This is a genomic window from Emticicia oligotrophica DSM 17448 (assembly GCF_000263195.1).
GTDB lineage: Bacteria > Bacteroidota > Bacteroidia > Cytophagales > Spirosomataceae > Emticicia > Emticicia oligotrophica.
The window spans coordinates 2204837-2228172 of sequence record NC_018748.1 but is presented as its reverse complement, the minus strand read 5'-3'; the positions used below and the strand labels follow the sequence as shown (position 1 = coordinate 2228172).

The following is a 23336-nucleotide window of genomic DNA, read 5'->3' as shown; positions in this document are numbered from 1 at the left end:
AAACCTTTGAAAGCACTTGTTTGATACTTCGAGAAGAGAAATCAAACAATTAATCAAAAAACTTTTGAAAGATTTTTGAAAAAACAATCACAATTTTGTAACTTTGCAACCCCAAATGCAAGACACACAGGCGTTTAGCTAAAGAGTCTAAGCATTTTGAAATGAAATTTATTCTTTAAAATATCAATTTTGGCTTGATTTGATTGCTTATCAATAAAAGTCAATACATTCAAATAGATAAAACAATGGCTAAGAAAGGCAATCGTGTACAAGTAATTTTAGAATGTACTGTACAAAAAACAAGCGGTGTAGCAGGTATGTCTCGTTACGTAACGACAAAAAACCGTAAAAACACTACAGGTCGTTTAGAGTTAAAAAAATATAATCCATTTTTGAAAGCTCACACGCTCCACAAAGAAATTAAATAATATTAAAGAAATGAATGTGAGTTTTTCTCGCATCTAAAATCAAATTAGAAATGGCAAAGAAAGTAGTTGCAACGCTCCGTGATAAAACCGCAGGTAAAAACTTTGCGAAAGTTATCAAAGCTGTGAAATCACCAAAAACTGGTGCTTACACTTTCAAGGAAGAAATGGTTCCTATGGAAGAGTTACAAAATGCATTGAAAGCATAATTTCACAGGCATAAAGAAATTGAAAAACCTTCTTGAGCAATCAAGAAGGTTTTTTGTTTTGGATTTTGCTGCAAAAAAAGGTCGGCACGATTTTGAATCATGCCGACCTTCATATATATATATGATATTTTTAATCTATAACTGCTTACGTAAACGTGCTACTGGAATATTCAATTGCTCACGGTATTTTGCCACTGTACGACGAGCGATATTATAACCACGCTTATTCAATAGTTTTTCAAGTTTATCATCTGAAAGTGGTGAGTTCTTAGGCTCATTTTCTATCAATTCTTTCAAAATGTTTTTCACTTCACGGCTTGAAGCATCTTCGCCCGAATCGGTTGCGATACCTTCTGAGAAGAAATATTTAAGTGGATAAATACCAAAGTCTGCTTGAACAGATTTACTATTAGCTACCCGCGAAACCGTAGAAATATCCATATCAATGCGGTTAGCAATATCTTTCAGAATCATTGGTTTGAGCTTTGTCTCATCGCCTTCTAAGAAAAACTCACGTTGAAACTCAACAATTGCTTTCATGGTTTTCAATAAAGTCTGCTGACGCTGTTTAATAGCATCAATAAACCATTTAGCGGCATCGAGTTTTTGCTTTACGAAAGTAACCGTCTCTTTAATGCTTTTGTGTTGAGCAGAACCATTTTTATCTGTTTTGTCATACGCATCAAGCATTTCAGCAAATGAACGACTCACACGTAATTCTGGGGCATTTTTTGAGTTTAAAATAACATCAAGTTTGCCATTATTATTTGTTACGATAAAATCGGCCATTAAGTAGGCTGCTGCACTATCGCCACTTCCAATACTACCCGGTTTAGGATTCAGACGAGTGATAACTTTAATAGCTTGCTTCAACGTTTCATCGTCAATATCGAGGCGGCGTTGGATTTTTTCGTAATGTTTTTTTGTAAACTCGTCAAAGTGAGCATCTATGATTCTAATAGCAGTTTCTACCGCAATATCATCGTGGTTTTTGCGGTCGAGTTGTAGTAAAAGACATTCTCTTAAATCTCTTGCACCAATACCTGCTGGCTCAAATGTTTGTACTTTTTTGAGAAGGTTTGCTACTTCTTCTTCACTCGTATAAATATTTTGCGTGAAGGCCAAATCATTACAAATCGAACGAAGAGCACGTCGAATATAACCATCTTCCTCAATACTACCAATAAGCTGCATTCCAATAGCTTCTTGACGAGAATCAAGACGTAAAAAACCTAATTGTTGCACCAAAGATTCTGCTAATGTGCTGGTAGCAACTACCGGCATCGCATCGCGGTCATCATCGCCCCATCCATCACCTTGCATTTTATAGCCGGCATAGTCATCTTGGTCTAAATATTGTTTTACATCAAGCCCCTCATAAGTATCATACTCGCTATATTCACTATAATCATCATGGTCATCAACATTATAATCATCTTCATACTCATCTTTTACACGCTCATCCATGTCCATGCCTTCCTCTAAAGCTGGATTTATCTCAAGCTCTTCTTCTATTCGTTGCTCAAGCTCGGCAGAAGGAATCTGCAACAGTTTAATGAACTGTATCTGCTGAGGAGACAGACGCTGCTGTAGGGATTGATTAAGACTTAATTTTTGCATCGTGTAAGTAGAGTTTTTTCATTCATTTTAGGGACATTTAATGACCCCTCCACATTTTTCGTGCCAACTGAATATTTTCTAATAAATAAAGAAAATTATTTTTTTATTAACTGCCAAATAATATTAAAAAAATAATTTAGGTTTCAACATAAAGTATTGATTATCAGTTATTTATTTTTAAAGAAAATAAAAAAATAATTTTTAAGTCATTTTAAGCTTTTTTTTAGAGTAATAACAAGACTACAATTCATAAAAGTCAAATCTTCAAGCTTAAACCAATGTATTAAATTCAAATGAAAAAATGCTTATTCTAGTATTAGAATAAGCATTTTTTTGTATCATTTTACTCACAAACCACCTTTCATGATTTTGTCAGCAATTTTAGGAGAAAGTCTTTGTATAAATCTAAGAAGCTTTGTCTTGCCTATGTTACTTTCAAACTTATTATTTTTAAAATTATTCATGAATTCATCGACTAATTGCTCGGCTGTAATTTTTCCTGTTCCCCTACCCGCAGTCATGGCTGTATCAACCAAAGGAGGAATAATTTCGAATACTTTTATAGAAGTATTTTCAAGCTGATATCGCAAACTTTTACTCACACTATGAATAGCTGCTTTACTTGCACAATAGACGGGTGCTGATTTTTTAGGTGCGAAAGCAAGGCCCGACGAAACATTGATAATTGCGGCATCGGGTTTCTGCAAAAGCAAGGGCAATAACCCATAAATTAATTGCATTGGGCTCGTAAAATTGACACTAATCTCATCTTTGATTTTTTTCAATCCTTCCTGCTCTATTTTCCAATCATAATTAAACTGGATGCCTGCATTATTTATCAATACGTTAATAGTCGAAAAACGCTGCTGACAAATTTCTATTAGTTTGTAAACTTCTTTTTCTTGAGCCAAATCACACACAACCGTTTCTATGTTAGGAAATTCAAGCTTAAGGTTTTCAAGATTTTCGGCATTACTTGAACTAACAATTAGCTGATTCCCTAAACTGTAAAATCTATGAAGCAAAGCTCGCCCAATTCCAGCAGTTCCACCAGTTATGAGCATTGTGTTTCCCTTAGTGTTCATTTTTTAGTAAAATATTAAAATCTTCAAAAGCATTTTCTTGCCCTACGATAATATCTTTGATTTGAAAATAGGGTTCACCATAGATTTTAGAATCTCTCAATAATTCAATCATGAGCTTGTATTGCTCTAAATCTGAGGTAGTTATTATAATAAAATCTGATACTTGGGCATGAAAGTATTCGCTATCAAAAAGTTGAACTTTTACAGTTTTACTTACTTTCTGAAAAATGGGCATGATTCTTTTTTCAAAAAAATCGGCCCGTTCGCTACGTGTATGCGAAAGCCACTGGGGCGTGGCATTCATCAACACTAAAATAGTGTAGTTTTTTTGTGATACCATATTGTTTGGTGTAGTTTGTGCATCTACCTTCGCCGTAAATAGCCAAAGTATCAATAGCATTTGTAAATGTTTCATTCCTTATTTTTGACCAAAATTAGATGGCCCGAAAATCAAAAACATTTACATAGGTAAAGAAATTAGCGTTGTGATAACTTCTTCCGAATACGGCTTAATTGTGTAGGCGTAATGCCCAAGTAGGAAGCGATATGATATTGAGGAATGAGTTGTTCAAGCGAAGGATAACGCTTTTGGAAAAGTTCATAACGTTTATCTGCCTCTAATAAAATAATTTCGATTTCACGGTTTTCTTTATCTACAAAGAAAAACTCGGCAAGCCGACGAGCGACTCGCTCTAAATCAGGGTGGGAATTGTATAAGGCTGACAGTTGAGAGAAGTCTGCCACTAATAAATCACAGTCTATTAGTGCTTGCTGGATAATCACATTTGGTCTTCCTGTAATCATCGAAGCATATCCCCCAACTAAAGCGTTTGGAATAAAAAAATGCTTGTTATACTCAACGCCTTCATCGTTTCGATAAAAAGCTCTGATAACTCCCGATTCAAGAAAACCAATTTTAGTAGCCAACTGTCCCTGCTCAATGAAATATTCACCTTTCAGTAGTTTTTTCTTTGAAAAAAGCGGTTTTAAATTCGCCCAAGTTTCAGCCTTGAGCGGGGACAGTTGATTAAAATATTTTTCTAATTCTTTCAAATTAGCCAACCTTTAATTCGAAAATAGCTATTTCTGGCAAAATACCTAAACGACCCGGGTAACCGATATAGCCAAAACCACGGTTTACGTAAAGTTTTTGGTCATTTTCTTCGTACAAACCGGCCCATTCTTTATAACGGAATTGTACAGGAGACCACTTAATGCCCGCAATTTCTACCCCATACTGCATTCCATGTGTATGACCAGCAAAAGCCACATCAATATCAGTTTGCTTACCCAAAACTTGTGCTCTCCAATGGCTTGGGTCGTGCGATAATAAAAGTTTTACTGGTAAATCATGGGCATTTTGTTGAGCTTTCTCAATGCTACCATATTTGGCAAAATTTCCTGCTCCCCAGTTTTGGATACCCAAAATTCCGATACTTTCTCCATCTACTTTTACTGCACGATGCTCATCCATTAGTAAATCCCAACCCATTGTTTTGTGAGCATTCATCAAATCTTGTAGATTTTGGCGTTTCTTTTCTGGCGAAACCCACTGCGTATAATCACCGTAATCGTGATTTCCTAAGGTTGAAAATGTTCCCAGTGGAGCTTTAATTTTTGAGAATATATCAATGTAATCTTTTACTTCAGGAGCAATATTGTTTACTAAATCTCCCGTAAAGAAAAACATATCAGGCTTTTCTTTCATCAACATTTCAATACCGCCTTTTACTGCTGTTTTATTAAAGAAACTTCCTGAGTGAATATCTGATAATTGAGCGATTTTCATTCCATCAAATTGGCGTGGAAGGTTTTTAATGCGAAGCGTAACATTACGCACGCGATAATCGTGGGCACCCGAAAGAATTCCCCAAGCCATACCGCCTGCATGAAGCCCCCCAACGGCTAAGGCTGATTTAGCTAAAAACTCCGAACGGCTAATTTTTTCGGCAGCGGGCTGAATTACCTCAGTGGCTACTTGTGCAGGAGCAGAATCGCCTTGAAAGAAGCTAATCAGCCATTTCCCTAAACGAATTAAATCATCAATGATTAAAACTAAAACCGAGAATACTTTGGATATATAAATGATAAAAATACCAGCCATTAGAAATGTACGGAAACTCGCCTTTACGGGAGCCGACATAGGCATATAAGTAAAAATAGCAATGATTGAAAGTATTGAAAAAACGGTAAGTCCCCAAAAGCCAAAACCGATGATTCGTTGAGTAGAAAGTGTGGCCGAACGCATCACAATTTTTATTGCTTGCCATACATACAAATCAATCAAGAAAAAAAAGACCGCCATCAGGGCAAATCCGAACATTCGATTCATAGAAATTTTACTTGTTTGTTTAGAGAAAACTGAATGAAAACAAAACGGTTTTGTCATAAATAAGGTTTCAAACTTCATCTGACGATTCTCTGAACCGCCAATAAATGAGTATGAAAGGCTAATAATTGTGATATAAAACCTATTTTGGCGAATACGTCTTTACTGCAGCTTTCATTACTTCTGCCTTATCGAGTGTCATTTTCTTGGTTTTCTGGTTTAAATACAAATCCATTTGGTCGGCAAAATGTGCACTATCTGCATGGGTTGATTGGCCAAAATTGAGTACTGTTTCGATTTCTGGTAAACCATTTTTCGGAAATTTGATTAATCCAATGTAAGATTCACCTTGCACAACTTTCAATTTACCATCTTTATAAGGGCGAGTGTGCATGGCTGTAATCACATCAGGCAAACCCCACACTGGCTTTTCAATATTTCCTCTTACTAATTTTTGTAAATCACCGAGAGCAATATCTGTTCTTCCAAAATGCCGTTTCATATATGTATTTACATATTGGAAAGCCCCAATCGCATCTTCTTTGGTAATTACATAATCGGTTAAGGTTTCTCTCTTTGGGAAGTCTGTGGTGAAATAATTGAGCATAATTAAGAAGATAGCCGCTCCTTTACTTTCAACATTAGTTTTTCTATCCCAAGAGTTTAGGTTTTCGATAAGTGGCTTTAAATCAGCATATTCCTGCGGGTTTAACTGAAATAAAGCATCGGTGTTGGATGGAAAATAAAGTTTCCCTTGTGGTAATTGACCATCATATTTGATACGTTTAAAATCTTCAAACGAGATTTTATCATACTGCGAAAACATTTCTTGAAAGCGAATACTTCGGTTATTATCTTTTACTTCATAGCCCATTGTTTGGTCGAAATCTTGGGCTTTTAGGTTATCCTTCTGGCCTGTGGCATTAAATGGCGTATGATTGGCATTGAATAAATAGCCACTTACAGGATTGATGTATTGTGGCAAATCTTTCAGCGGATGAAAGGAAGTAGTAAGCGTTTTTGAAGTATTACCCGGAATTGTATTTTTCCAATCATAACCTTCGGCACGGAATGGAATTTTCCCATTGCTTACATAAAAAATGGTATCTCGTTTATCGGCATAAATGGTATTAAACCCTGGTATAGCCGTCATTTGCATGGCTTTATAGAATTCTGAGAAATTACGAGCTTTATCCATTTTATACCACTGTTCGATTCCTCTGATATCTTGATTAGCACTAAATCTAACCGAAAAAGTACCTTGCTTGGTTTGAACCGTTGCTCCGTATTTACTCCACAAAGCCACTTTTTTAACAGGAATCGTAAAAGCTCCCATTTTTACTTTCAATTTCACTGCTTTCTGCTCTAAAGTTTCCCATTTTCCATCAAACTTATACTGCATTTTGTTGGAAGGATTCATTTCGAGTTGAAAAACATCTACTTTATCTTGATAATTCACCGTGTGCGTCCAACCTAAGTTTTCGTTTGCACCTACAAAAATTACAGGTCCACCTGGAAACAAAGCACCCAAAACGTTAAGACCTTCTTCGCTGCATAAATGAGCTTCATACCAAGCCACAGGACCTTCAAGCGGCTGATGTGGATTGATTGCTAAATAGGCACTTCCATCAGTTGTTTTAGAGCTGTGTATAGCCATAGCATTTGAGCCCGCTGCCTTAAAATCATCGAGTGTTTTTACTTTCTCTTTAAAGATTTTCTGCAAAACTGCATCAACGCCCGAAATCATCGACAACGAAAGAACTGTACTGGCAGTATATTCTTTAGGCGTTGTTGGAAAAGACCCTTTTACTAAAACTTCCTCAGGATGTTTGGCAGCATAAGCATTGATACCAGCCACATAGCCTTCAATGAGTGCTTTGTATTCGGGCGAAAACACTTTATCATATTGCTCTTCAACCACTTCTCTACAACGTAACAGTGCAACTACATAATCAATGGTTGCTCCATCTTTACCTTTATGGCGGCCAACCATACCTTTGCCCGCCAAAAGTGTGATCTGCATAGTTTTAAAATCATCTTCGGCATTTGCCCAAGCTAATCCATAAGATACTTCGGGGTCTGTTTTAGCGAAAATGTGCGGAACACCCCATTTATCACGTATGATTTTAATATTTTCGGGATTTATTTGGGCGAAAGCTCCTAAAGAGCATAAAAGAAGAATTATGAGTTTTTTCATTATAAGGTTGAATTGTAATTGCTTGATTAGCACAAATGTAATCTTTTGATAAGATTTAAAACAAAAAGGGAAGACATTAAAAATGCCTTCCCTTATAAAACTACAATTTAGAAAATTGTGTTACAATAAATTTGCTTTCAACATATATTCAGCAATCTGAACAGCGTTAGTAGCAGCACCTTTACGGAGGTTATCGGCAACCACCCAAAGATTTAATGTATTAGCTTGAGATTCGTCACGACGGATACGTCCAACAAAAACTTCATCTTTTCCATGCGAATTGATTGGCATTGGATAAACGAAATTCTTCACGTCGTCTTGTACGATAACGCCTTCGGTTTCGCTCAAAATCTTACGAACTTCCTCTAAATCGAAATCATTTTCAAACTCAATGTTTACTGCTTCTGAGTGACCACCAACCGTTGGGATACGAACTGTTGTTGCCGTAACAGCAATATTATCATCACCCATGATTTTCTTAGTTTCGTTTACCATTTTCATTTCTTCTTTGGTATAACCATTATCTAAGAACACATCAATATGAGGCAAAACGTTAAGATCGATTTTGTGCGGATATACTTTCTTCACGCTGTCATCACCTACGCGTTCTGCAAATAACTGGTCAACGGCTGCTTTCCCAGTACCTGTTACTGATTGGTACGTAGAAACAACTACACGTTTGATTTTATATTTATCGTGTAATGGCTTCATTACCACTACCATCTGGATTGTCGAACAATTTGGATTGGCAATGATTTTATCTTCTGCCGTAATCACGTTTGCGTTTACTTCTGGAACAACCAATTTTTTAGTTGGGTCCATTCTCCACGCCGAAGAGTTGTCAATTACAGGAATACCTGCCTCAGCAAACAATGGTGCAACTGCCAATGAAGTACTTCCTCCTGCTGAGAAAATCGCAACCGCAGGTTTCATCTTAATAGCATCTTCGTAGCCTACCACCGTAAACTGTTTACCCTTAAATTCAACCTGTTTACCAATTGATTTTTCGGATGCAACGGGAATGATTTCGGTAACAGGAAAGTTTCTTTCCGCCAATACTTTCAAGATTTCAGTGCCAACTAAGCCAGTTGCACCAACTACTGCAATTTTCATTTTAGTAAACCCCCAGCCCCTAAATGGGGGGTATTTTTAAGTTTATAAAAAACAATCAAGATTTTTGGGGCAACAAATCTTAATGTGCAAAGATAATGTAAAATTCGGTTTGATTTCTTGGAATAGTACAAAAATTACAAAAAACTCCAAATTTTATTTGGTGTTATGCAGTAATCCATCTTTACATCAAATTCATCAATTGCTATTTCTTCAACTGGTTCAAACAACGAAAGACCAATTTTCATTACATCGGGGCGACATTCTGCTAAAAATCGGTCATAATAACCCTTACCGTAACCTACTCGATAACCTTTTTTATCAAAGCAAAGCAATGGAATAAGTACTAAATCTATTTTCGAGTTCTGAGTTCTGAGTTCTGAGTTCTGAGTTTCGTTTGGCTCAATAATTTTTAAGTTACTTTCTTCCAAAACCGTTTTTTCGGTCAATAAATAATTAGTCATTGTACCATTTGGGTGGCTTTTCGGAATGACGATATCAGCAGCAAAATCTTTTTGTAGAGTTTTGATAATGAGCCAAGTATCTACCTCATTATTGTGTTTTATTGGCAAAAAAGTATGAATTGTGGCAAATGAGTGAACAGCAAAACTCCTAAAAAACCAATCATGTATTTTTCGAGAAAAGCCCTCCACGACTTGTTCGCTGAGGGCTTTTCGTTGCCGAAGATATTCTTTTCTTAAATCTTGTTTTTGCATATTATTCGTTGCCTTCGAAAGTTATGCTAATACTGCATTGGCATTTTCTACAGCTTTTTGTTCTTTCCACTGTTTCCAAGGCTCGCCGATAAGCTTGGTCATACCTTTATCAATAAACGTATGTCTTACCACATTCCAACCACCACGAGCAGTTGTAAAGATAGAATCATTTGCTCGAAGTGCCAAACTAAATCCACCATCAACATACTTTATATAATGCCACCATAAAGATGGAATGAAGAGTGTTTCGCCATGACCAAAAGTGGCTTCATATCCTTCCAAATTTTTCATAGCAGGATAACGCTCATAATCAGGATTAAGCGGGTTTACGTGACTCTGCACCGTAAATGGATGTTGATAAAGATTAGCACTTTTATCGGGTGCGAAAAGAATTGCCTGCTTGCGTGTCTGAAACTGAGTTAAAAATACATTTGAGCAGTCCATGTCATAGTGTAAATTCACAACTGAATTTTGCCCACCAAAAAACATAAATTTATAATTTTTCAAGAATCCATCCATAATTGTAGGGAAACGAATATCATTGGCTAATTCGGGCACAATCTTGAAAATATCAAATAAAAATATACGTAAATCAGTAGGACCTTGCTCAATCAAGGATAGATAGTCACCAAAAGGCATTGTTTTGGCGGCTTGGAAATAATTTTTTGTGTCGTGAATGTGGTTATCGAACAGTGGCACCTGTATATGCCCATAATTGGTTCGTAGCCAATCGAAAGTCCATTTTTCTAAAGCGGGCCAATCTTTCACCAAATCAGTAAAAATAACTGGTTTCTTAGGCTTCAAATAACTCTCAATAAATTCTTCTCGACTTAAATTGCTGCGGCGTTCAATTGGTAATAGTTTCATAATGTAAATTGGTAGATTTTGTGATGAATTATTTCGACTATTAAGACAAAATAAGTAGTACTTTCCCCTAAAACGATACCTCATAAAGTTTGGTTTCAATAGAAAACGCCCTACCCTCTATTTATTTTTTTTTTCATAATAAATCTTGTAAAAACAAATTTTATATTGGTATGCTTGCATACTAATATCTTTCACGTATATTTGTTCCGAAATTATGCAAGCATACTAAAGTACCATTATTCCAAAATTTATGGAGTACAACAACAATCTCAATCGTACCTTAGCCAGACTACAAAGACTACCTTCATTTATGCGTAGTTTCATGCGTGACTTCGCCATCGGTCGATTCGTTAAGTTTGTTGGTACAGCAGGCATACATTTCGAGAAAATGACTTGTCAAGAGGTCGCAATAACACTTCCAAATAAAAACAAAGTACAAAATCACATTGGGCAAATTCATGCCGCCGCAACAACACTTTTAGCCGAAACGGCTTCGGGCATGGTGGTTGGCATGAATATTCCCGATGATAAACTTCCACTCATGAAACACCTTTCAGTGAAGTTTATCAAGCGAAGTCAGGGAAGGCAAAGAGCCGTAGCTACACTAACCGAAGAGCAAATAAAGCAAATCAGAGAAACAGACAAAGGCGAAGTGAATGTTACGGTAAAAGTGACAGATGAAACGGAAGAAGAAGTAGTTGTAACGGAGATGATTTGGGCTTGGATTTTGAAGAAAAAACATACATGATTTCAGCAGAAGAAAATTTTCAGAATGAGTTTTTAAGACCGATTTTGAAAGAACAAAATGAGTTATTGATTGCTGTTTTTAAGCAATATTTGGTCAAACATAAAGTTGTATTTGAAAAGTATTCGCCCGAAGACCAAGCTAATTACATCGAAAATACCATCAAAAAAGACGCACAATTACGCAATTATTTTGTTGGAATGATAATCGGGAAACTTTCCGTTGAGCAATATAAAGATTACATTTCGATGGAAACTGAGCTAAATCGTCGAATAATAACGATGCTTGTGAAAAGATTACAAAGTCAATTATAGATTTTAACCACCGCTTCGGCGGTCCGATAAGGGACTAAGGTACACTAAGAAAATGACAAAAAAGAGCATAAATCAATTAGCTTATGAAGTTGTTGGCTGTGCTATTGAAGTGCATAAACAATTAGGGGCTGGTTTGTTGGAAGGTGTTTACGAATCTTGTTTTTGTCATGAATTACAAAGTAAGGGCTTTAGTATTGTTCGGCAAATGACTGTGCCTGTAATTTATAAAAACATTCAAGTACAAGCTGAACTAAAACTTGATGTTATGGTAAATGACTCCGTAATTGTCGAACTAAAAGCTGTTGAGCAAATACATCCAATTCACGAGGCACAACTTCTTACTTATATGAAACTACTCAAAAAGCCTAAAGGTTTACTAATAAATTTCCATACAGATAATATTACAAGAAGCATAAAACCCTTCGTAAATGAATATTTTTCAGCATTACCTGATTAACCTTAGTGAATCTTAGTTCCTTAGTGGTAATTATTTTTCTAACCACTAAGGAACTAAGAGACACAAAGAAAATCAAGAAATAAAAAAATCAAACACAAAACCATGAATCGTAGTATCAAAAAAGTAGTTGTTTTGGGTGCGGGCATTATGGGAAGCCGTATTGCGTTGCACTTTGCTAATATCGGAGTGGAGGTGCTACTCCTCGACATGGTTCCGAAAGAACCAAACGACGCCGAAAAAGCCAAAGGACTCGACACTTCGCACCCTGCTGTTCGCAACAGAATCGTGGGTGAACTTTTCCAAGCTGCAGTAAAGGCAAGTCCTTCGCCAATTTTTAGTCAGAAATCACTGAGCCGAGTAAAACTGGGCAATTTTGATGACGATATGCCAAAAATCGCTGCCTACGATTGGATTATCGAGGTAGTTGTTGAGCGTCTCGACATCAAGAAAATTATCTACGACAAAGTTGAGAAGTTCCGTAAGCCAGGTACACTTATCACCTCAAATACTTCGGGTATTCCGATTCATTTGATGGCAGAAGGCCGCTCAGAAGATTTCCAGAAACATTTCTGCGGTACTCACTTCTTCAATCCACCACGCTATTTACGTTTGTTGGAAATCATCCCAACTGACAAAACTGACAAATCGGTGGTTGATTTCTTGATGCACTACGGCGATTTATTTTTGGGAAAAACAACCGTTTTGTGTAAAGATACGCCAGCATTTATCGCCAATCGTTTAGGAATTTATGCGATGGTTCAAACCATCAGAGTGGCCGAAGAAATGGGCTTGACCGTTGAAGAAGTTGACAAACTCACCAGTACAGTGGTTGGTCGCCCGAAATCAGGTACTTTTCGCTTGTCAGATGTGGTTGGTTTAGATACAACAGTTAATGTTTGTAATAACCTAATCAATGTTTTAGAAACCGACGAGTCGAAAGATGCCTTTATTTTGCCGCCAACAATGGCCAAATTAATGGAAAACAAATGGCTCGGAGATAAAACAGGTCAAGGTTTCTACAAAAAGACGAAGGATGAAAAAGGCAAAACGCTTATTTTGGCTTTAGACCTTAAATCTTTTGAATATAAACCTTCAGAAAAAGTAAAATTTGCTACCCTTGAAAGCACCAAAAGTATCGACGATTTGAAAAAACGCTTCTCGGTTCTTTTGGCTGGTAAAGACAAAGCAGGTGAGTTTTACCGCAAAACTTTTGCCGATGGTTTCCGTTATGCAACGAATCGTATTCCAGAAATTTCAGACGAATTATATAGAATTGATGCCGCTATTTGCTCAGGTTTTGGCTGGCAAATGGGTATGTTTGAAACTTGGGATGCCATTGGGGTTCGTCCGATGATAAAAATCATGGAAGACCTCAACCTCAAACCAGCGGCTTGGGTGTATGAAATGCTTGAAGCTGGCAATGAGACTTTCTATAAAGTTGAGGCAGGAAAACGTAAATATTACGATATTCCGAGTAAATCATACAAAGTAATTCCAGGAACAGAATCATTCATTATTTTGGATAATCTTCGCCAAACCAACGTCATTTGGAAAAACGCAGGTTCTACAATTTTCGATTTGGGCGATGGCATTGCGGGCGTAGAATTCCACTCAAAAATGAATACTTTCGGAGCAGAAGTAGTAGAAGGCTTGAATAAAGCGTATGCTATTGCCGAGAAAGATTTTAGAGGTTTGGTTGTTGGAAATGATTCTAACGAAGCATTTTCAGCAGGTGCGAACTTGGCAATGTTGTTTATGTTTGCCATCGAGCAAGAGTACGACGAAATCAATATGATGATTGCACAATTCCAACAAACAATGATGCGTGCAAGATATTCGTCAATTCCTGTCGTAACGGCGGCTCATAGCTTGGCTTTGGGTGGTGGTTGCGAACTAAATCTTCATGCCGATAAGGTTGTGGCTCATGCCGAAACCTACATGGGCTTAGTTGAATTAGGAGTTGGTTTGATTCCAGCAGGTGGCGGAACCAAAGAAATGGCACTTCGTTGCTCAGATGCCTACAAAACTGGTGACCCAGAATTAAATATTCTTCAAAATGCCTTTATGAATATCGCCCAAGCTAAAGTTTCGACTTCGGCACAAGAGGCTTTTGATATGGGTTATTTGAAAAACGACAGAGATAAAATTGTATTGAATCGTAGTCGTTTGATTGCTGAAGCAAAAGAAGAAGCCATCAAATTGGCAGAAGATGGTTATACGCAACCAAAACAACGCACTGATATTAAGGTACAAGGAAAAGCAGGAATTGCTCTTTTCAAGGCGGGTATCATGGGTATGTTGATGGGTAAATACATCACCGAACACGATGCGAAAATTGCCGATAAACTGGCCTACGTAATTTCGGGTGGAGATTTGAGTTATCCACAAATGGTTACTGAGCAATATTTATTGGATTTGGAAAGAGAGGCATTCTTATCACTTTGTGGAGAAAAGAAAACTATGGAGCGTATGCAAGGATTACTTAGTGGAGGAAAACCGCCACGTAATTAATTTGTATAAGACAAGGGATTTTAGACAAGAGACAAGAGAAAGTTTGGCACTCAAACTTTAAGTTTTACAAAAATCTTTTGTCTAATGTCTTTTGTCTCACATCATTTGGATAAAATCTAAGTAATCGAATGCAAGTTCATAATTTCCGTGATTTGAAAGCTTGGCAATTGTCAATTGATGCTGTTGTTGATATTTACAAAATCACCTCAGCGTTTCCAAGTGACGAAAAATTTGGATTGATAAGTCAAATTAGACGTTGTGCAGTTTCTATCCCTTCAAATATTGCCGAAGGTTCTGGACGTGGAAGTAATAAGGATTTTGCACGATTTCTGGGAATTGCACTTGCTTCATCCTATGAACTTGAAACGCAACTTATCATATCGAATAAATTAGATATTATATCAATAGATTCATTAAATTTTTTAAGTGAAAAATTACAGGAAATACAAAAGATTATATTTTCACTTCAAAGAAAATTCAGCCAAGAATGATTTTTTCTTTGTTTGACTCTCTTGTCTTTTGTCTAAAATCTCTTGTCTAAAAATAAAAGAAAACATGAACGCATATATAGTAGCTGGCTACCGAAGTGCAGTCGGCAAAGCACCCAAAGGAGTTTTTCGCTTTACTCGCCCCGACGATTTGGCGGCTGACGTAATCAAGCACCTCATGGCACAAGTGCCAAACCTCGACCCTGCTCGTGTTGATGACCTCATCGTAGGAAATGCCGTTCCCGAAGCTGAGCAAGGTATGCAAATGGCTCGTTATATTTCGCTTTTGTCGTTGGGCAAGAGCGTAGCGGGCGTAACTGTAAACCGTTACTGCGGTTCGGGCGTTGAGACAATCGCAATGGCGGCTGCCAAAATTAGTGCAGGAATGGCCGATTGTATCGTAGCGGGTGGAACAGAGTCAATGTCGATGGTACCAACAACTGGTTGGAAAATGGCATTGAATTATGGATTAGCCTCTCATCACCCCGATTATTACATCGGAATGGGACTTACGGCCGAACAAGTGGCTCAACAATTTAACATCGGTCGTGAAGAACAAGATATTTTTTCTTACAATTCTCACCAAAAAGCATTGGCTGCACAAGCCGCTGGCAAATTCGATGATGAAATTGTACCGATTACCGTAAAAGAAACGTATTTCGACGAAGCCACTGGCAAGAAGAAAAACAAAGAATATACAGTAACCAAAGACGAAGGCCCACGTGCCGATACGAGTGTTGAGGCTTTAGCAAAACTTCGTCCTGTTTTCTCGATGGGTGGAAGTGTAACGGCTGGTAACTCATCGCAAACTTCTGATGGTGCAGCTTTCGTAATTGTGATGTCAGAAAGAATGGTGAACGAATTGGGTTTAAAACCAATCGCACGTATGATGGCTTATGCTTCGGCAGGTGTAGAGCCACGCATCATGGGTATTGGCCCAGTTGCCGCTATTCCGATTGCTTTGAAACAAGCAGGTTTGAAACAAGATGATATTGATATTATTGAGTTGAACGAAGCATTTGCTGCTCAATCTTTGGCGGTTATCAAAGAATTGGGCTTAGATATGAGCAAAATCAATCCAAATGGTGGTGCAATTGCTCTCGGTCATGCTCTTGGTTCAACTGGTGGTCGTTTGACTGTTCAAGTTTTGAATGAACTTCGTCGTCAAAACAAAAAATATGGTATGGTTACAGCCTGTGTTGGCGGTGGCCAAGGTGTAGCGGGGATTTATGAGTTATTGAGCTAAAATTTCCAGTTACAGAAAAAGTCGATAGAAAAAGGGAGATTAAAGCTACTTCGGTAGTTTAAATCTCCCTTTTTTGTTTTTTGATTTCAAAAACCTACATTTGCTTTCAATAAGTGTTTTTTTGACACCTAAAAAACTTCTTCTTTATTCAATCTTTTATAATCAGAACTATGAAACAAATTTTCGAACGAAACATGATGCCATTGTTGATGGCATTTGTTTTCTCTATTTCATCTTTTGCACAGGGAGGACAATTTCGAGTATTACTTTTTACCAAAACTGACGGGTTTCATCATGAATCAATTAATGAAGGTGTAACGGCAGTGAAAAAATTAGCCGAACGCCATAGCTTTAGCGTTGAATGGCAAGAAAATGCTTCTGTCTTTAATGATAAAGCTTTAGAAAGATACCAAGCGGTTATTTTCTTGAATACTACTGGAAATATCTTGAACGATGAACAACAAGCGGCATTCGAGAAATTTATCAAAGCAGGAAAAGGTTTTGTAGGTGTTCATAGTGCAACTGATACCGAATATGATTGGCCTTGGTACGGTAAATTGGTAGGCAATTATTTCAAGATTCACCCTGCACAACAAACGGCTTATTTGAAAGTGGAAGATAGTAATTTTCCGGGAATGGAGCGTTTTCCTAAAAAATTACTTTGGACAGATGAATGGTATGAGTTCAAGACCCCCTCTCCAGCCAACGATTTGAAAGTTTTGATATCTATTGATGAAAAATCATACAATCCGAACACAAAATGGGGCGATAACGAAGGAAAAGGCATGGGTTTCCACCCGATTTCGTGGTACCATAATTATGATGGTGGTCGTGCCTTTTATACTGCTCTTGGCCACATTCCGTTGGTTTTCAGCGACCAAACTTTCCTTGACCATCTTTATGGTGGTATTTATTGGGCTGCTACTGGCAAAGGCTTATAATTGAGTATCATAGTAAACTCTGGTTTTAATTTAACATACACTCGCTTGCTCTGTTTCAAAGGAAACAGAGCATTTTTTATATTTAACTATTGCACAAAATATAATAGTATTTCATTTTTAATTATCTTCAAGTCTCTTTTAGCATACCATTATTCAATCTTAATTACGAATGAGACTTTTAAATAAAATTGCCCTAATTACGGGGGCTGGGCGTGGTATTGGCGAGGCAATTGCCCTTGGTTTTGCTCGTGAAGGTGCTGATATCATTATCAATGAAGTTGAGGGGGCTACTTATGCCGAAGGGGTAGCAGAAAAAATTCGAGCGATTGGCCGAAATGCCGAAGTAATCTATGCCGATATTTCTAAAGTCAATGAAATTAGAAGCATGTTTGCCCAAATCCGAGAAAAATTTGGCAAACTTAATATTTTGGTCAATAATGCTGGAATTACGGGTTGGAGCGATTTTTTCGAAACCGATGAAGCAATTTTTGATAAAGTAATGGGTGTAAACCTAAAAGGTACACTCTTTTGCTCAATTGAAGCGGCCAAAATTATGCGTGAAAATGGTGGTGGAAGCATCATCAACGTTTCTACCATTTGTGCCGCATTGAGCGTAAAAAACCTTATCGTTTATTCAACAAGTAAAGGTGGAATTCATGCGATGGCCGAACAAATGGCCGTAGAATTGGCTCCTTACAATATTAGAGTTAATACTTTTGGGCCAGGGCCAATCAATGTAGAACGAAACCTAAGAGAAGACCCAAATTATCGTACCAATTGGGGCGGAGTTGTTCCACTCGGTCGCACAGGCGAACCCGAAGAAATGATTGGTCCAGCGGTTTTCTTAGCTTCCGATGATTCGAGCTATGTTTCTGGACAACTATTCTTCGTTGACGGAGCATGGAGCGTACAAGGTAAAATCCCTACCAATAGCATGGATAGCCAATTGGCCAATAGCAATAAATAAGTAAGCCTTATCGCTTCATTTCCTTCTCTATGCTTGCTTTGTAGGTAAAGAAATCTACCTGCAAAGTATGCCGAGGGGTTTGTTTATATCTTTTTACAAGTTTCTGGTGGTCGTCTTCGATTGATTGTAGCATCGCTTCCTTCGATGGTAATTTGCTTTCACCTTTAATAATTTTTGCTATCCACTTAGCCTGTATTTCAGCCAAAGGCATAATTGCTCCCAAAGGTTGAAGTAAGGCTAAAAAGAATAAGTTTTTATATTCAGGATGAATAACTTTTTTAAATAGGCGAATATCATTCGTCTGCTCTACATCAAATTCCGCATAATGCTTTAAAAATGGAAACGTAACTTTATAACCTGTGGCATAAATAATTACATCAAAATCTTGCTCAGAGCCATCTTCAAAAACCACTGTTTTTCCCCTAAATTCTTTAATATTAGGCTTAAATTTTATAAGTCCTCGCCCCGAAAGATTCAGTAAATCTTGCGAGAGTGTCGGGTGTTCGCTTAAAACTGGGCGATTAGGTTTCGGCACCCCATAATCTTCCTGCCTACCACGAGCCAACCATAAGGTAGCATTGAGTAGCATACGTTGTAGCCAAAGCGGCAATTTAGCTGTCAGCGGATTAGCCAAATTATCGAATGGCATACTCCAAATCCAATTGGGAGTAATGTACGCTCCACTACGAGTCGAAATTACTACTTTCCCTGAATGTGTTCGGGCAGCTTCACAAGCGATATCAACGGCCGAATTGCCAATTCCTACCACTAAAACATCTTTATCTTTGATTTGCTCTGGTTCTCGATAATAATGCGAATGTAGGATTTCTCCAGTAAAAGTTCCTTGGAAAGCTGGGGTTGGGAAACGAGGATTCCAATGATGCCCGTTAGCAACGATAACATACTGATAATCATACGATTGCCTATTATCAAGTGTTACATTATAAGTTCCATCATTATTTCGTAAAACATCAACTACTGCTGTATTGAAAGTAATATGCTCACGTAATTTAAAATGTTCTACATAAGCCTCGAAATATTTAATAATATGTGAGTGATGCGGAAACATTGGATAATCGTCGGGCATCGGAAAATCCGAATAAGCCATCACATTTCGATTGGTATTTATGTGTAAACTTTTATAAGCCGATGATACGCCATTATCATTATTATATCGCCATACGCCGCCAATATCTGAGCCTTTTTCAAAACAATCAAACGTAATTCCTTTTTCTTTGAGTGCCTTAGCAGCAGTAATACCAGAAGAGCCAGCACCAATGATACACACTTGTTTCATAGAGTTTTATTATAGGGGGTTTGGTTTTAAAATTGAGGTTGTTTAGTATTATAAAAAGATTCCCAAAATAGGTTGAATTTTGTGGTGCGAATCATCAAAAAGACCTACAGTGGAAATCTTGAGTAAAAATACGATTGAACAATATATATTACCAAATTTAAGTATTGGTTTACGTGGAAAAGAGTGTGAAATAGAACAGTTGACAGCTATTGTTTCAGCAATTTTATATCGTTTGAAAACAGGTTGTCAATGGCGTCAACTGCCAGTAAAGCAATTTTTTAATAATAAGGTTTTAACATGGCAAGGAGTCTATTATCACTTTAATGAATGGGTCAAGGACGGCTCTTGGACAAAAGTTTGGATAAATATTTTAGCATCAAACTATTCATATTTAGACTTATCTTGTATCCAACTTGATGGTAGTCATACACTTGCCAAACGTGGAGGTGAAGCTGTTGGGTATCAAGGTCGAAAAGCATCAAAAACAACTAATTTGCTCTTTTTAGCTGATAATCAGGGACAAATGTTGGCATGTGCCAGCCCACAAGAAGGAAAACACAACGACCTTTATAATATTCAGGAACTCTTTGAAGAACTGTGTCAAATGCTCATAAAAGCAGGAATTAATCTCAGAGGCCTTTTTCTAAATGCTGATGCTGGATTCGATAGCAAAGAATTTCGTCAAATTTGTAAAAATAAAGAAATTGAAGCCAATATTGATGTTAATTCTCGAAATAACAAAATAGAAAATCAATCTACTGAATATCAGCATTTTGATGAAGAGTTATACAAACGACGAGTACTCATTGAGCACGCTAATGCTTGGATGGATAGTTTCAAAGCATTACTTGTCAGGTTTGAAACGAAAGCAATTAACTGGGTGGCTTTAAATTTATTGGCATTCTCAGTTCGTTTTTTACGAAAAATTAAATATAAAAGTTAATCCTAAACAAGTTCATTAACAAATATTGTCTATTAGTTGTTAAGTTTCTAAAATTTTTATTAGGGTTCTATTGCTTAAATACATAAATTCATGCATTCTTTTGAATCCTACAAAACTTAATTTTTATGAGAAAAATAGTAACTATGTTTCTATTGTTCAGTGGTTTGTTTGGCGGCACATCCTATGGACAAACAATTAAAGAAACCATCGACCCATTATTTTATTTGGCTGCTTTAAAAAATATTAGTTATCCAATTGGAGCCATTAGAGGGAGTGTCTATGGGCGTATTTATGCCTCATTTGAAGTAGATGAAAAAGGAAAAGTGAAAGATGTATCACTAATTTATCCTTTGGTAGGTAAAAAGATTGCTAATTTATTAGGTTTTGAAGCAGAGATTATTGGAGGTTTATCTAAAACCCCTCGTTTGGATAATACAAGTGCAGGGAAGTATATTTTGCCCATTGCCTTCATTTATAAAAATATCTACTACGGAGAAGTAAATGTACCAACCAACCGAATTTCGGAAGAATACACCAAAAAAGATTATCAGTTTTTGAAGGAAATACAAATTACAGCAAGAAGTGACCAATATCGCTCACTTAGACCTTTCTCAAACATTCCGCCAATGAGTAGGCAAATTGTAGAATATTAATAAAACGGCTCTTAGAAATTTATCTAAGAGCCGTTTTATTTTAAATTCCTGTATAATTAAAAGGGGTAATGCGTCGAAGTTCGTATTTAACTTTTTCGCTCACATCTAAAGTATCAATAAAGTCTTTGATGCGTTTTTCGGTGATTTTCTCATTTTTACGCGTCAATTCTTTCAAGGCCTCATAAGGTTTCGGGAAACCTTCTCGGCGAAGAACTGTTTGAATACCTTCGGCAACCACCGCCCAGTTTTCTTCTAAATGATGGTCGATAGCTTCTTGGTTTAGCTCAAGTTTATCCATACCTTTCAACAATGATTTCAGAGCAATCATTGTATGCCCAATAGGAACACCTAAATTTCTTAGAACCGTTGAATCGGTTAGGTCTCTTTGTAACCGAGAAATAGGCAATTTTGCTGAAAAATGCTCGAAAAGAGCATTAGCTACGCCTAAATTTCCTTCGGCATTCTCAAAATCAATTGGATTAACTTTATGAGGCATTGCCGAAGAACCAATTTCGCCTGCTTTTATCTTCTGCTTAAAATAGCCCATCGATACATACGACCAAACATCACGCGAGAAATCAATCAAAATTGTATTTAATCTTTTGAGAGCATCAAACATAGCAGCCAACATATCGTAATGCTCAATTTGAGTAGTATTTTGGCTACGAGAAAGTCCAAGCCATTCGTTGACGAAATTATTCCCGAAAGAAACCCAGTCAGTTTGTGGATAAGCCACATGGTGAGCATTGAAATTTCCCGTTGCACCGCCAAATTTAGCAGCATACGGAATGGCATCAAGTAAAGCTATTTGCTTCTCGATTCGCTCACAGAACACCAAAATTTCTTTTCCTAGACGAGTAGGTGAAGCCGGTTGTCCGTGCGTGTGTGCCAAAAGAGCGATATCTTTCCATTGCTCAGCTAATTCGTGTAGTTTGCCCAACACTTGTTGGAATGTTGGTAAAACTTCTGCTTGCATTGCTTCTTTCAAAGATAATGGAATAGAAGTATTATTAACATCTTGTGAAGTAAGACCAAAATGGATAAACTCTGAATGTTGTGCAATTCCTAATTTTTCGAAAGCTTCTTTAATAAAATATTCAACCGCTTTTACATCATGATTGGTTGTTTTTTCGATTTCTTTGATTTTAAGTGCATCTTCTTCTGAAAAATTCTGGTAGATTGCTCTCAAATTATTGTAAAGGGCTTTATCAAAACCTTCGAGTTGAGGAATAGGCAATTCGCAAAGGGCAATAAAATATTCAATTTCAACTCTCACACGGTAATGAATGAGGCCAAACTCCGAAAAATATTTTGCAAGATTCTCGATTTGTCGACGATAACGACCATCAACGGGTGAAATAGCAGAAAGGGAATTCAATATCATAAGTGTTTATTAAAGCACAAAGTTAAACCTATTGTGTGTTCTGTCAAAATAAATTAACTTGCCAAACATTTTCAACCCTAAAATAATCAAAACCTAAATGCAAACTTCTCAATTTCTTGGTGAACTTCTGGGAACACTCGTACTTATCTTACTCGGTGATGGCGTAGTAGCCAATGTTCTATTAAAAGGCTCAAAAGGCGAAAACGGTGGCTGGATAGTAATTACAGCGGCTTGGGCTTTTGCCGTTATGTGTGGCATTTTTGTAGCCCAAAAATTCGGCAGTGCCGATGCCCATCTCAATCCTGCTGTTACGGTAGCCATGGCCGTAAAATCGGGCGACTGGTCTAATGTTGCTCCATTTATTACAGCCCAACTCATTGGTGCCTTTTTAGGAGCAACGCTCGTTTGGTTAGTATATTTACCTCATTGGGCGGTAACCGAAGACAAAGGGCTTAAGCTTGGCGTTTTTGCCACAGCTCCTGCCATCAGAAACACCACAGGAAATTTAATCTCAGAAATTGTCGGAACCATCATTTTAATTGTTGTATCTGGTTCATTTACTGCTAATTTACCTAATGGTTTTGGTCCTTATTTAGTTGGAATGTTGGTTTGGGCAATTGGCTTATCACTTGGCGGCCCGACTGGTTATGCTATCAACCCAGCTCGTGATTTAGGCCCTCGAATAGCCCATGCTGTTTTACCAATTTCGGGTAAAGGTACAAGCGACTGGGGATATGCTTGGGTTCCGGTAGTTGGCCCAATTGTAGGTGGGGCTTTAGCAGCCTTATTCTTATCTTTATATGGTTTTTAATCATTCCCTTATTTTCATTTA

24 protein-coding genes are annotated in these 23336 nt (G+C 37.3%); 13 read left to right on the top strand and 11 right to left on the bottom strand.

Going from position 1 to position 23336, the window contains the following annotated elements; all coding sequences use genetic code 11:
* Positions 1-245: 245 nt before the first annotated feature.
* Together rpmG and EMTOL_RS22100 are read left to right on the top strand one after the other, a co-directional pair.
* Positions 246-428, top strand: a complete 183-nt coding sequence (gene rpmG / locus EMTOL_RS09225) for a 50S ribosomal protein L33 (protein ID WP_015029009.1) — start codon at positions 246-248, stop codon at positions 426-428.
* A 50-nt stretch (positions 429-478) separates the two neighbouring features.
* Positions 479-634, top strand: coding sequence for a DUF4295 domain-containing protein (locus EMTOL_RS22100; protein WP_015029008.1), 156 nt, complete (start codon positions 479-481; stop codon positions 632-634).
* Positions 635-769: 135 nt separating this feature from the next.
* Here the strand turns inward: EMTOL_RS22100 and rpoN are convergent, their stop codons facing one another.
* The 9 genes from rpoN to EMTOL_RS09180 form a co-directional block, all read right to left on the bottom strand.
* Positions 770-2254 carry an RNA polymerase factor sigma-54 gene (gene rpoN / locus EMTOL_RS09220; protein ID WP_015029007.1) on the bottom strand — a complete coding sequence of 495 codons (1485 nt, stop codon included), beginning with the start codon at positions 2252-2254 and terminating at the stop codon, positions 770-772.
* Positions 2255-2601: 347 nt separating this feature from the next.
* The gene (locus tag EMTOL_RS09215) at positions 2602-3339 is read right to left on the bottom strand and encodes an SDR family oxidoreductase (protein WP_015029006.1); all 738 of its coding nucleotides are present in this window, start codon (positions 3337-3339) and stop codon (positions 2602-2604) included.
* Positions 3329-3754: a darcynin family protein gene (locus EMTOL_RS09210; RefSeq protein WP_015029005.1), complete on the bottom strand. Its 426-nt coding sequence runs from the start codon at positions 3752-3754 to the stop codon at positions 3329-3331. The genes EMTOL_RS09215 and EMTOL_RS09210 overlap by 11 nt, the downstream gene beginning before the upstream one ends.
* Positions 3755-3816: 62 nt before the next feature.
* The gene (locus EMTOL_RS09205; protein ID WP_197491640.1) at positions 3817-4401 is read right to left on the bottom strand and encodes a Crp/Fnr family transcriptional regulator; all 585 of its coding nucleotides are present in this window, start codon (positions 4399-4401) and stop codon (positions 3817-3819) included.
* A complete protein-coding gene (locus EMTOL_RS09200) occupies positions 4394-5671 on the bottom strand; it encodes a metallophosphoesterase (RefSeq protein ID WP_015029003.1) in 1278 nt (425 codons plus the stop codon). Before EMTOL_RS09200 ends, EMTOL_RS09205 begins: the two co-directional genes overlap by 8 nt.
* 139 nt (positions 5672-5810) lie before the next feature.
* Positions 5811-7865, bottom strand: coding sequence for a penicillin acylase family protein (locus EMTOL_RS09195; protein WP_015029002.1), 2055 nt, complete (start codon positions 7863-7865; stop codon positions 5811-5813).
* A gap of 120 nt (positions 7866-7985) precedes the next feature.
* A complete protein-coding gene (locus tag EMTOL_RS09190) occupies positions 7986-8978 on the bottom strand; it encodes an aspartate-semialdehyde dehydrogenase (protein WP_015029001.1) in 993 nt (330 codons plus the stop codon).
* 134 nt (positions 8979-9112) lie between these two features.
* Positions 9113-9691, bottom strand: a complete 579-nt coding sequence (locus tag EMTOL_RS09185; RefSeq protein WP_015029000.1) for a 5-formyltetrahydrofolate cyclo-ligase — start codon at positions 9689-9691, stop codon at positions 9113-9115.
* A gap of 21 nt (positions 9692-9712) precedes the next feature.
* On the bottom strand, positions 9713-10558 hold the full coding sequence (locus tag EMTOL_RS09180; protein WP_015028999.1) for a cupin-like domain-containing protein: 846 nt from the start codon (positions 10556-10558) through the stop codon (positions 9713-9715).
* A 250-nt stretch (positions 10559-10808) separates the two neighbouring features.
* Here EMTOL_RS09180 and EMTOL_RS09175 point away from each other — a divergent pair, with 250 nt between their 5' ends.
* From EMTOL_RS09175 to EMTOL_RS09140, 8 genes are all read left to right on the top strand, one after another.
* Positions 10809-11306 (top strand): DUF4442 domain-containing protein, encoded by a 498-nt coding sequence (locus EMTOL_RS09175; RefSeq protein WP_015028998.1) that lies wholly within the window; start codon positions 10809-10811, stop codon positions 11304-11306.
* Complete coding sequence (locus EMTOL_RS09170; protein WP_015028997.1) at positions 11303-11617, top strand: hypothetical protein; 315 nt, start codon at positions 11303-11305, stop codon at positions 11615-11617. Before EMTOL_RS09175 ends, EMTOL_RS09170 begins: the two co-directional genes overlap by 4 nt.
* Before the next feature lie 52 nt (positions 11618-11669).
* On the top strand, positions 11670-12074 hold the full coding sequence (locus EMTOL_RS09165; protein WP_015028996.1) for a GxxExxY protein: 405 nt from the start codon (positions 11670-11672) through the stop codon (positions 12072-12074).
* Between the two features lie 102 nt (positions 12075-12176).
* Entirely contained in the window at positions 12177-14585 is a 2409-nt protein-coding gene (locus tag EMTOL_RS09160; protein WP_015028995.1) for a 3-hydroxyacyl-CoA dehydrogenase/enoyl-CoA hydratase family protein, read from the top strand.
* A gap of 128 nt (positions 14586-14713) precedes the next feature.
* Entirely contained in the window at positions 14714-15076 is a 363-nt protein-coding gene (locus EMTOL_RS09155; RefSeq protein ID WP_015028994.1) for a four helix bundle protein, read from the top strand.
* A 64-nt stretch (positions 15077-15140) separates the two neighbouring features.
* On the top strand, positions 15141-16319 hold the full coding sequence (locus EMTOL_RS09150; protein WP_015028993.1) for an acetyl-CoA C-acyltransferase: 1179 nt from the start codon (positions 15141-15143) through the stop codon (positions 16317-16319).
* A gap of 170 nt (positions 16320-16489) precedes the next feature.
* Positions 16490-17260, top strand: a complete 771-nt coding sequence (locus tag EMTOL_RS09145) for a ThuA domain-containing protein (protein ID WP_015028992.1) — start codon at positions 16490-16492, stop codon at positions 17258-17260.
* A gap of 169 nt (positions 17261-17429) precedes the next feature.
* The gene (locus EMTOL_RS09140; RefSeq protein ID WP_015028991.1) at positions 17430-18227 is read left to right on the top strand and encodes an SDR family NAD(P)-dependent oxidoreductase; all 798 of its coding nucleotides are present in this window, start codon (positions 17430-17432) and stop codon (positions 18225-18227) included.
* Positions 18228-18234: 7 nt separating this feature from the next.
* Here the strand turns inward: EMTOL_RS09140 and EMTOL_RS09135 are convergent, their stop codons facing one another.
* The gene (locus tag EMTOL_RS09135; RefSeq protein ID WP_015028990.1) at positions 18235-19524 is read right to left on the bottom strand and encodes a flavin-containing monooxygenase; all 1290 of its coding nucleotides are present in this window, start codon (positions 19522-19524) and stop codon (positions 18235-18237) included.
* A 109-nt stretch (positions 19525-19633) separates the two neighbouring features.
* Here EMTOL_RS09135 and EMTOL_RS09130 point away from each other — a divergent pair, with 109 nt between their 5' ends.
* The gene (locus tag EMTOL_RS09130; protein ID WP_015027236.1) at positions 19634-20467 is read left to right on the top strand and encodes an IS5 family transposase; all 834 of its coding nucleotides are present in this window, start codon (positions 19634-19636) and stop codon (positions 20465-20467) included.
* 125 nt (positions 20468-20592) lie between these two features.
* Positions 20593-21120: a hypothetical protein gene (locus EMTOL_RS09125; protein WP_015028989.1), complete on the top strand. Its 528-nt coding sequence runs from the start codon at positions 20593-20595 to the stop codon at positions 21118-21120.
* Between the two features lie 40 nt (positions 21121-21160).
* Here the strand turns inward: EMTOL_RS09125 and purB are convergent, their stop codons facing one another.
* Positions 21161-22504, bottom strand: a complete 1344-nt coding sequence (gene purB, locus EMTOL_RS09120; protein ID WP_015028988.1) for an adenylosuccinate lyase — start codon at positions 22502-22504, stop codon at positions 21161-21163.
* Between the two features lie 97 nt (positions 22505-22601).
* On the opposite strand from purB, the gene EMTOL_RS09115 reads away from it, so the two are divergent.
* A complete protein-coding gene (locus EMTOL_RS09115; protein ID WP_015028987.1) occupies positions 22602-23315 on the top strand; it encodes an MIP/aquaporin family protein in 714 nt (237 codons plus the stop codon).
* Positions 23316-23336: the final 21 nt, after the last annotated feature.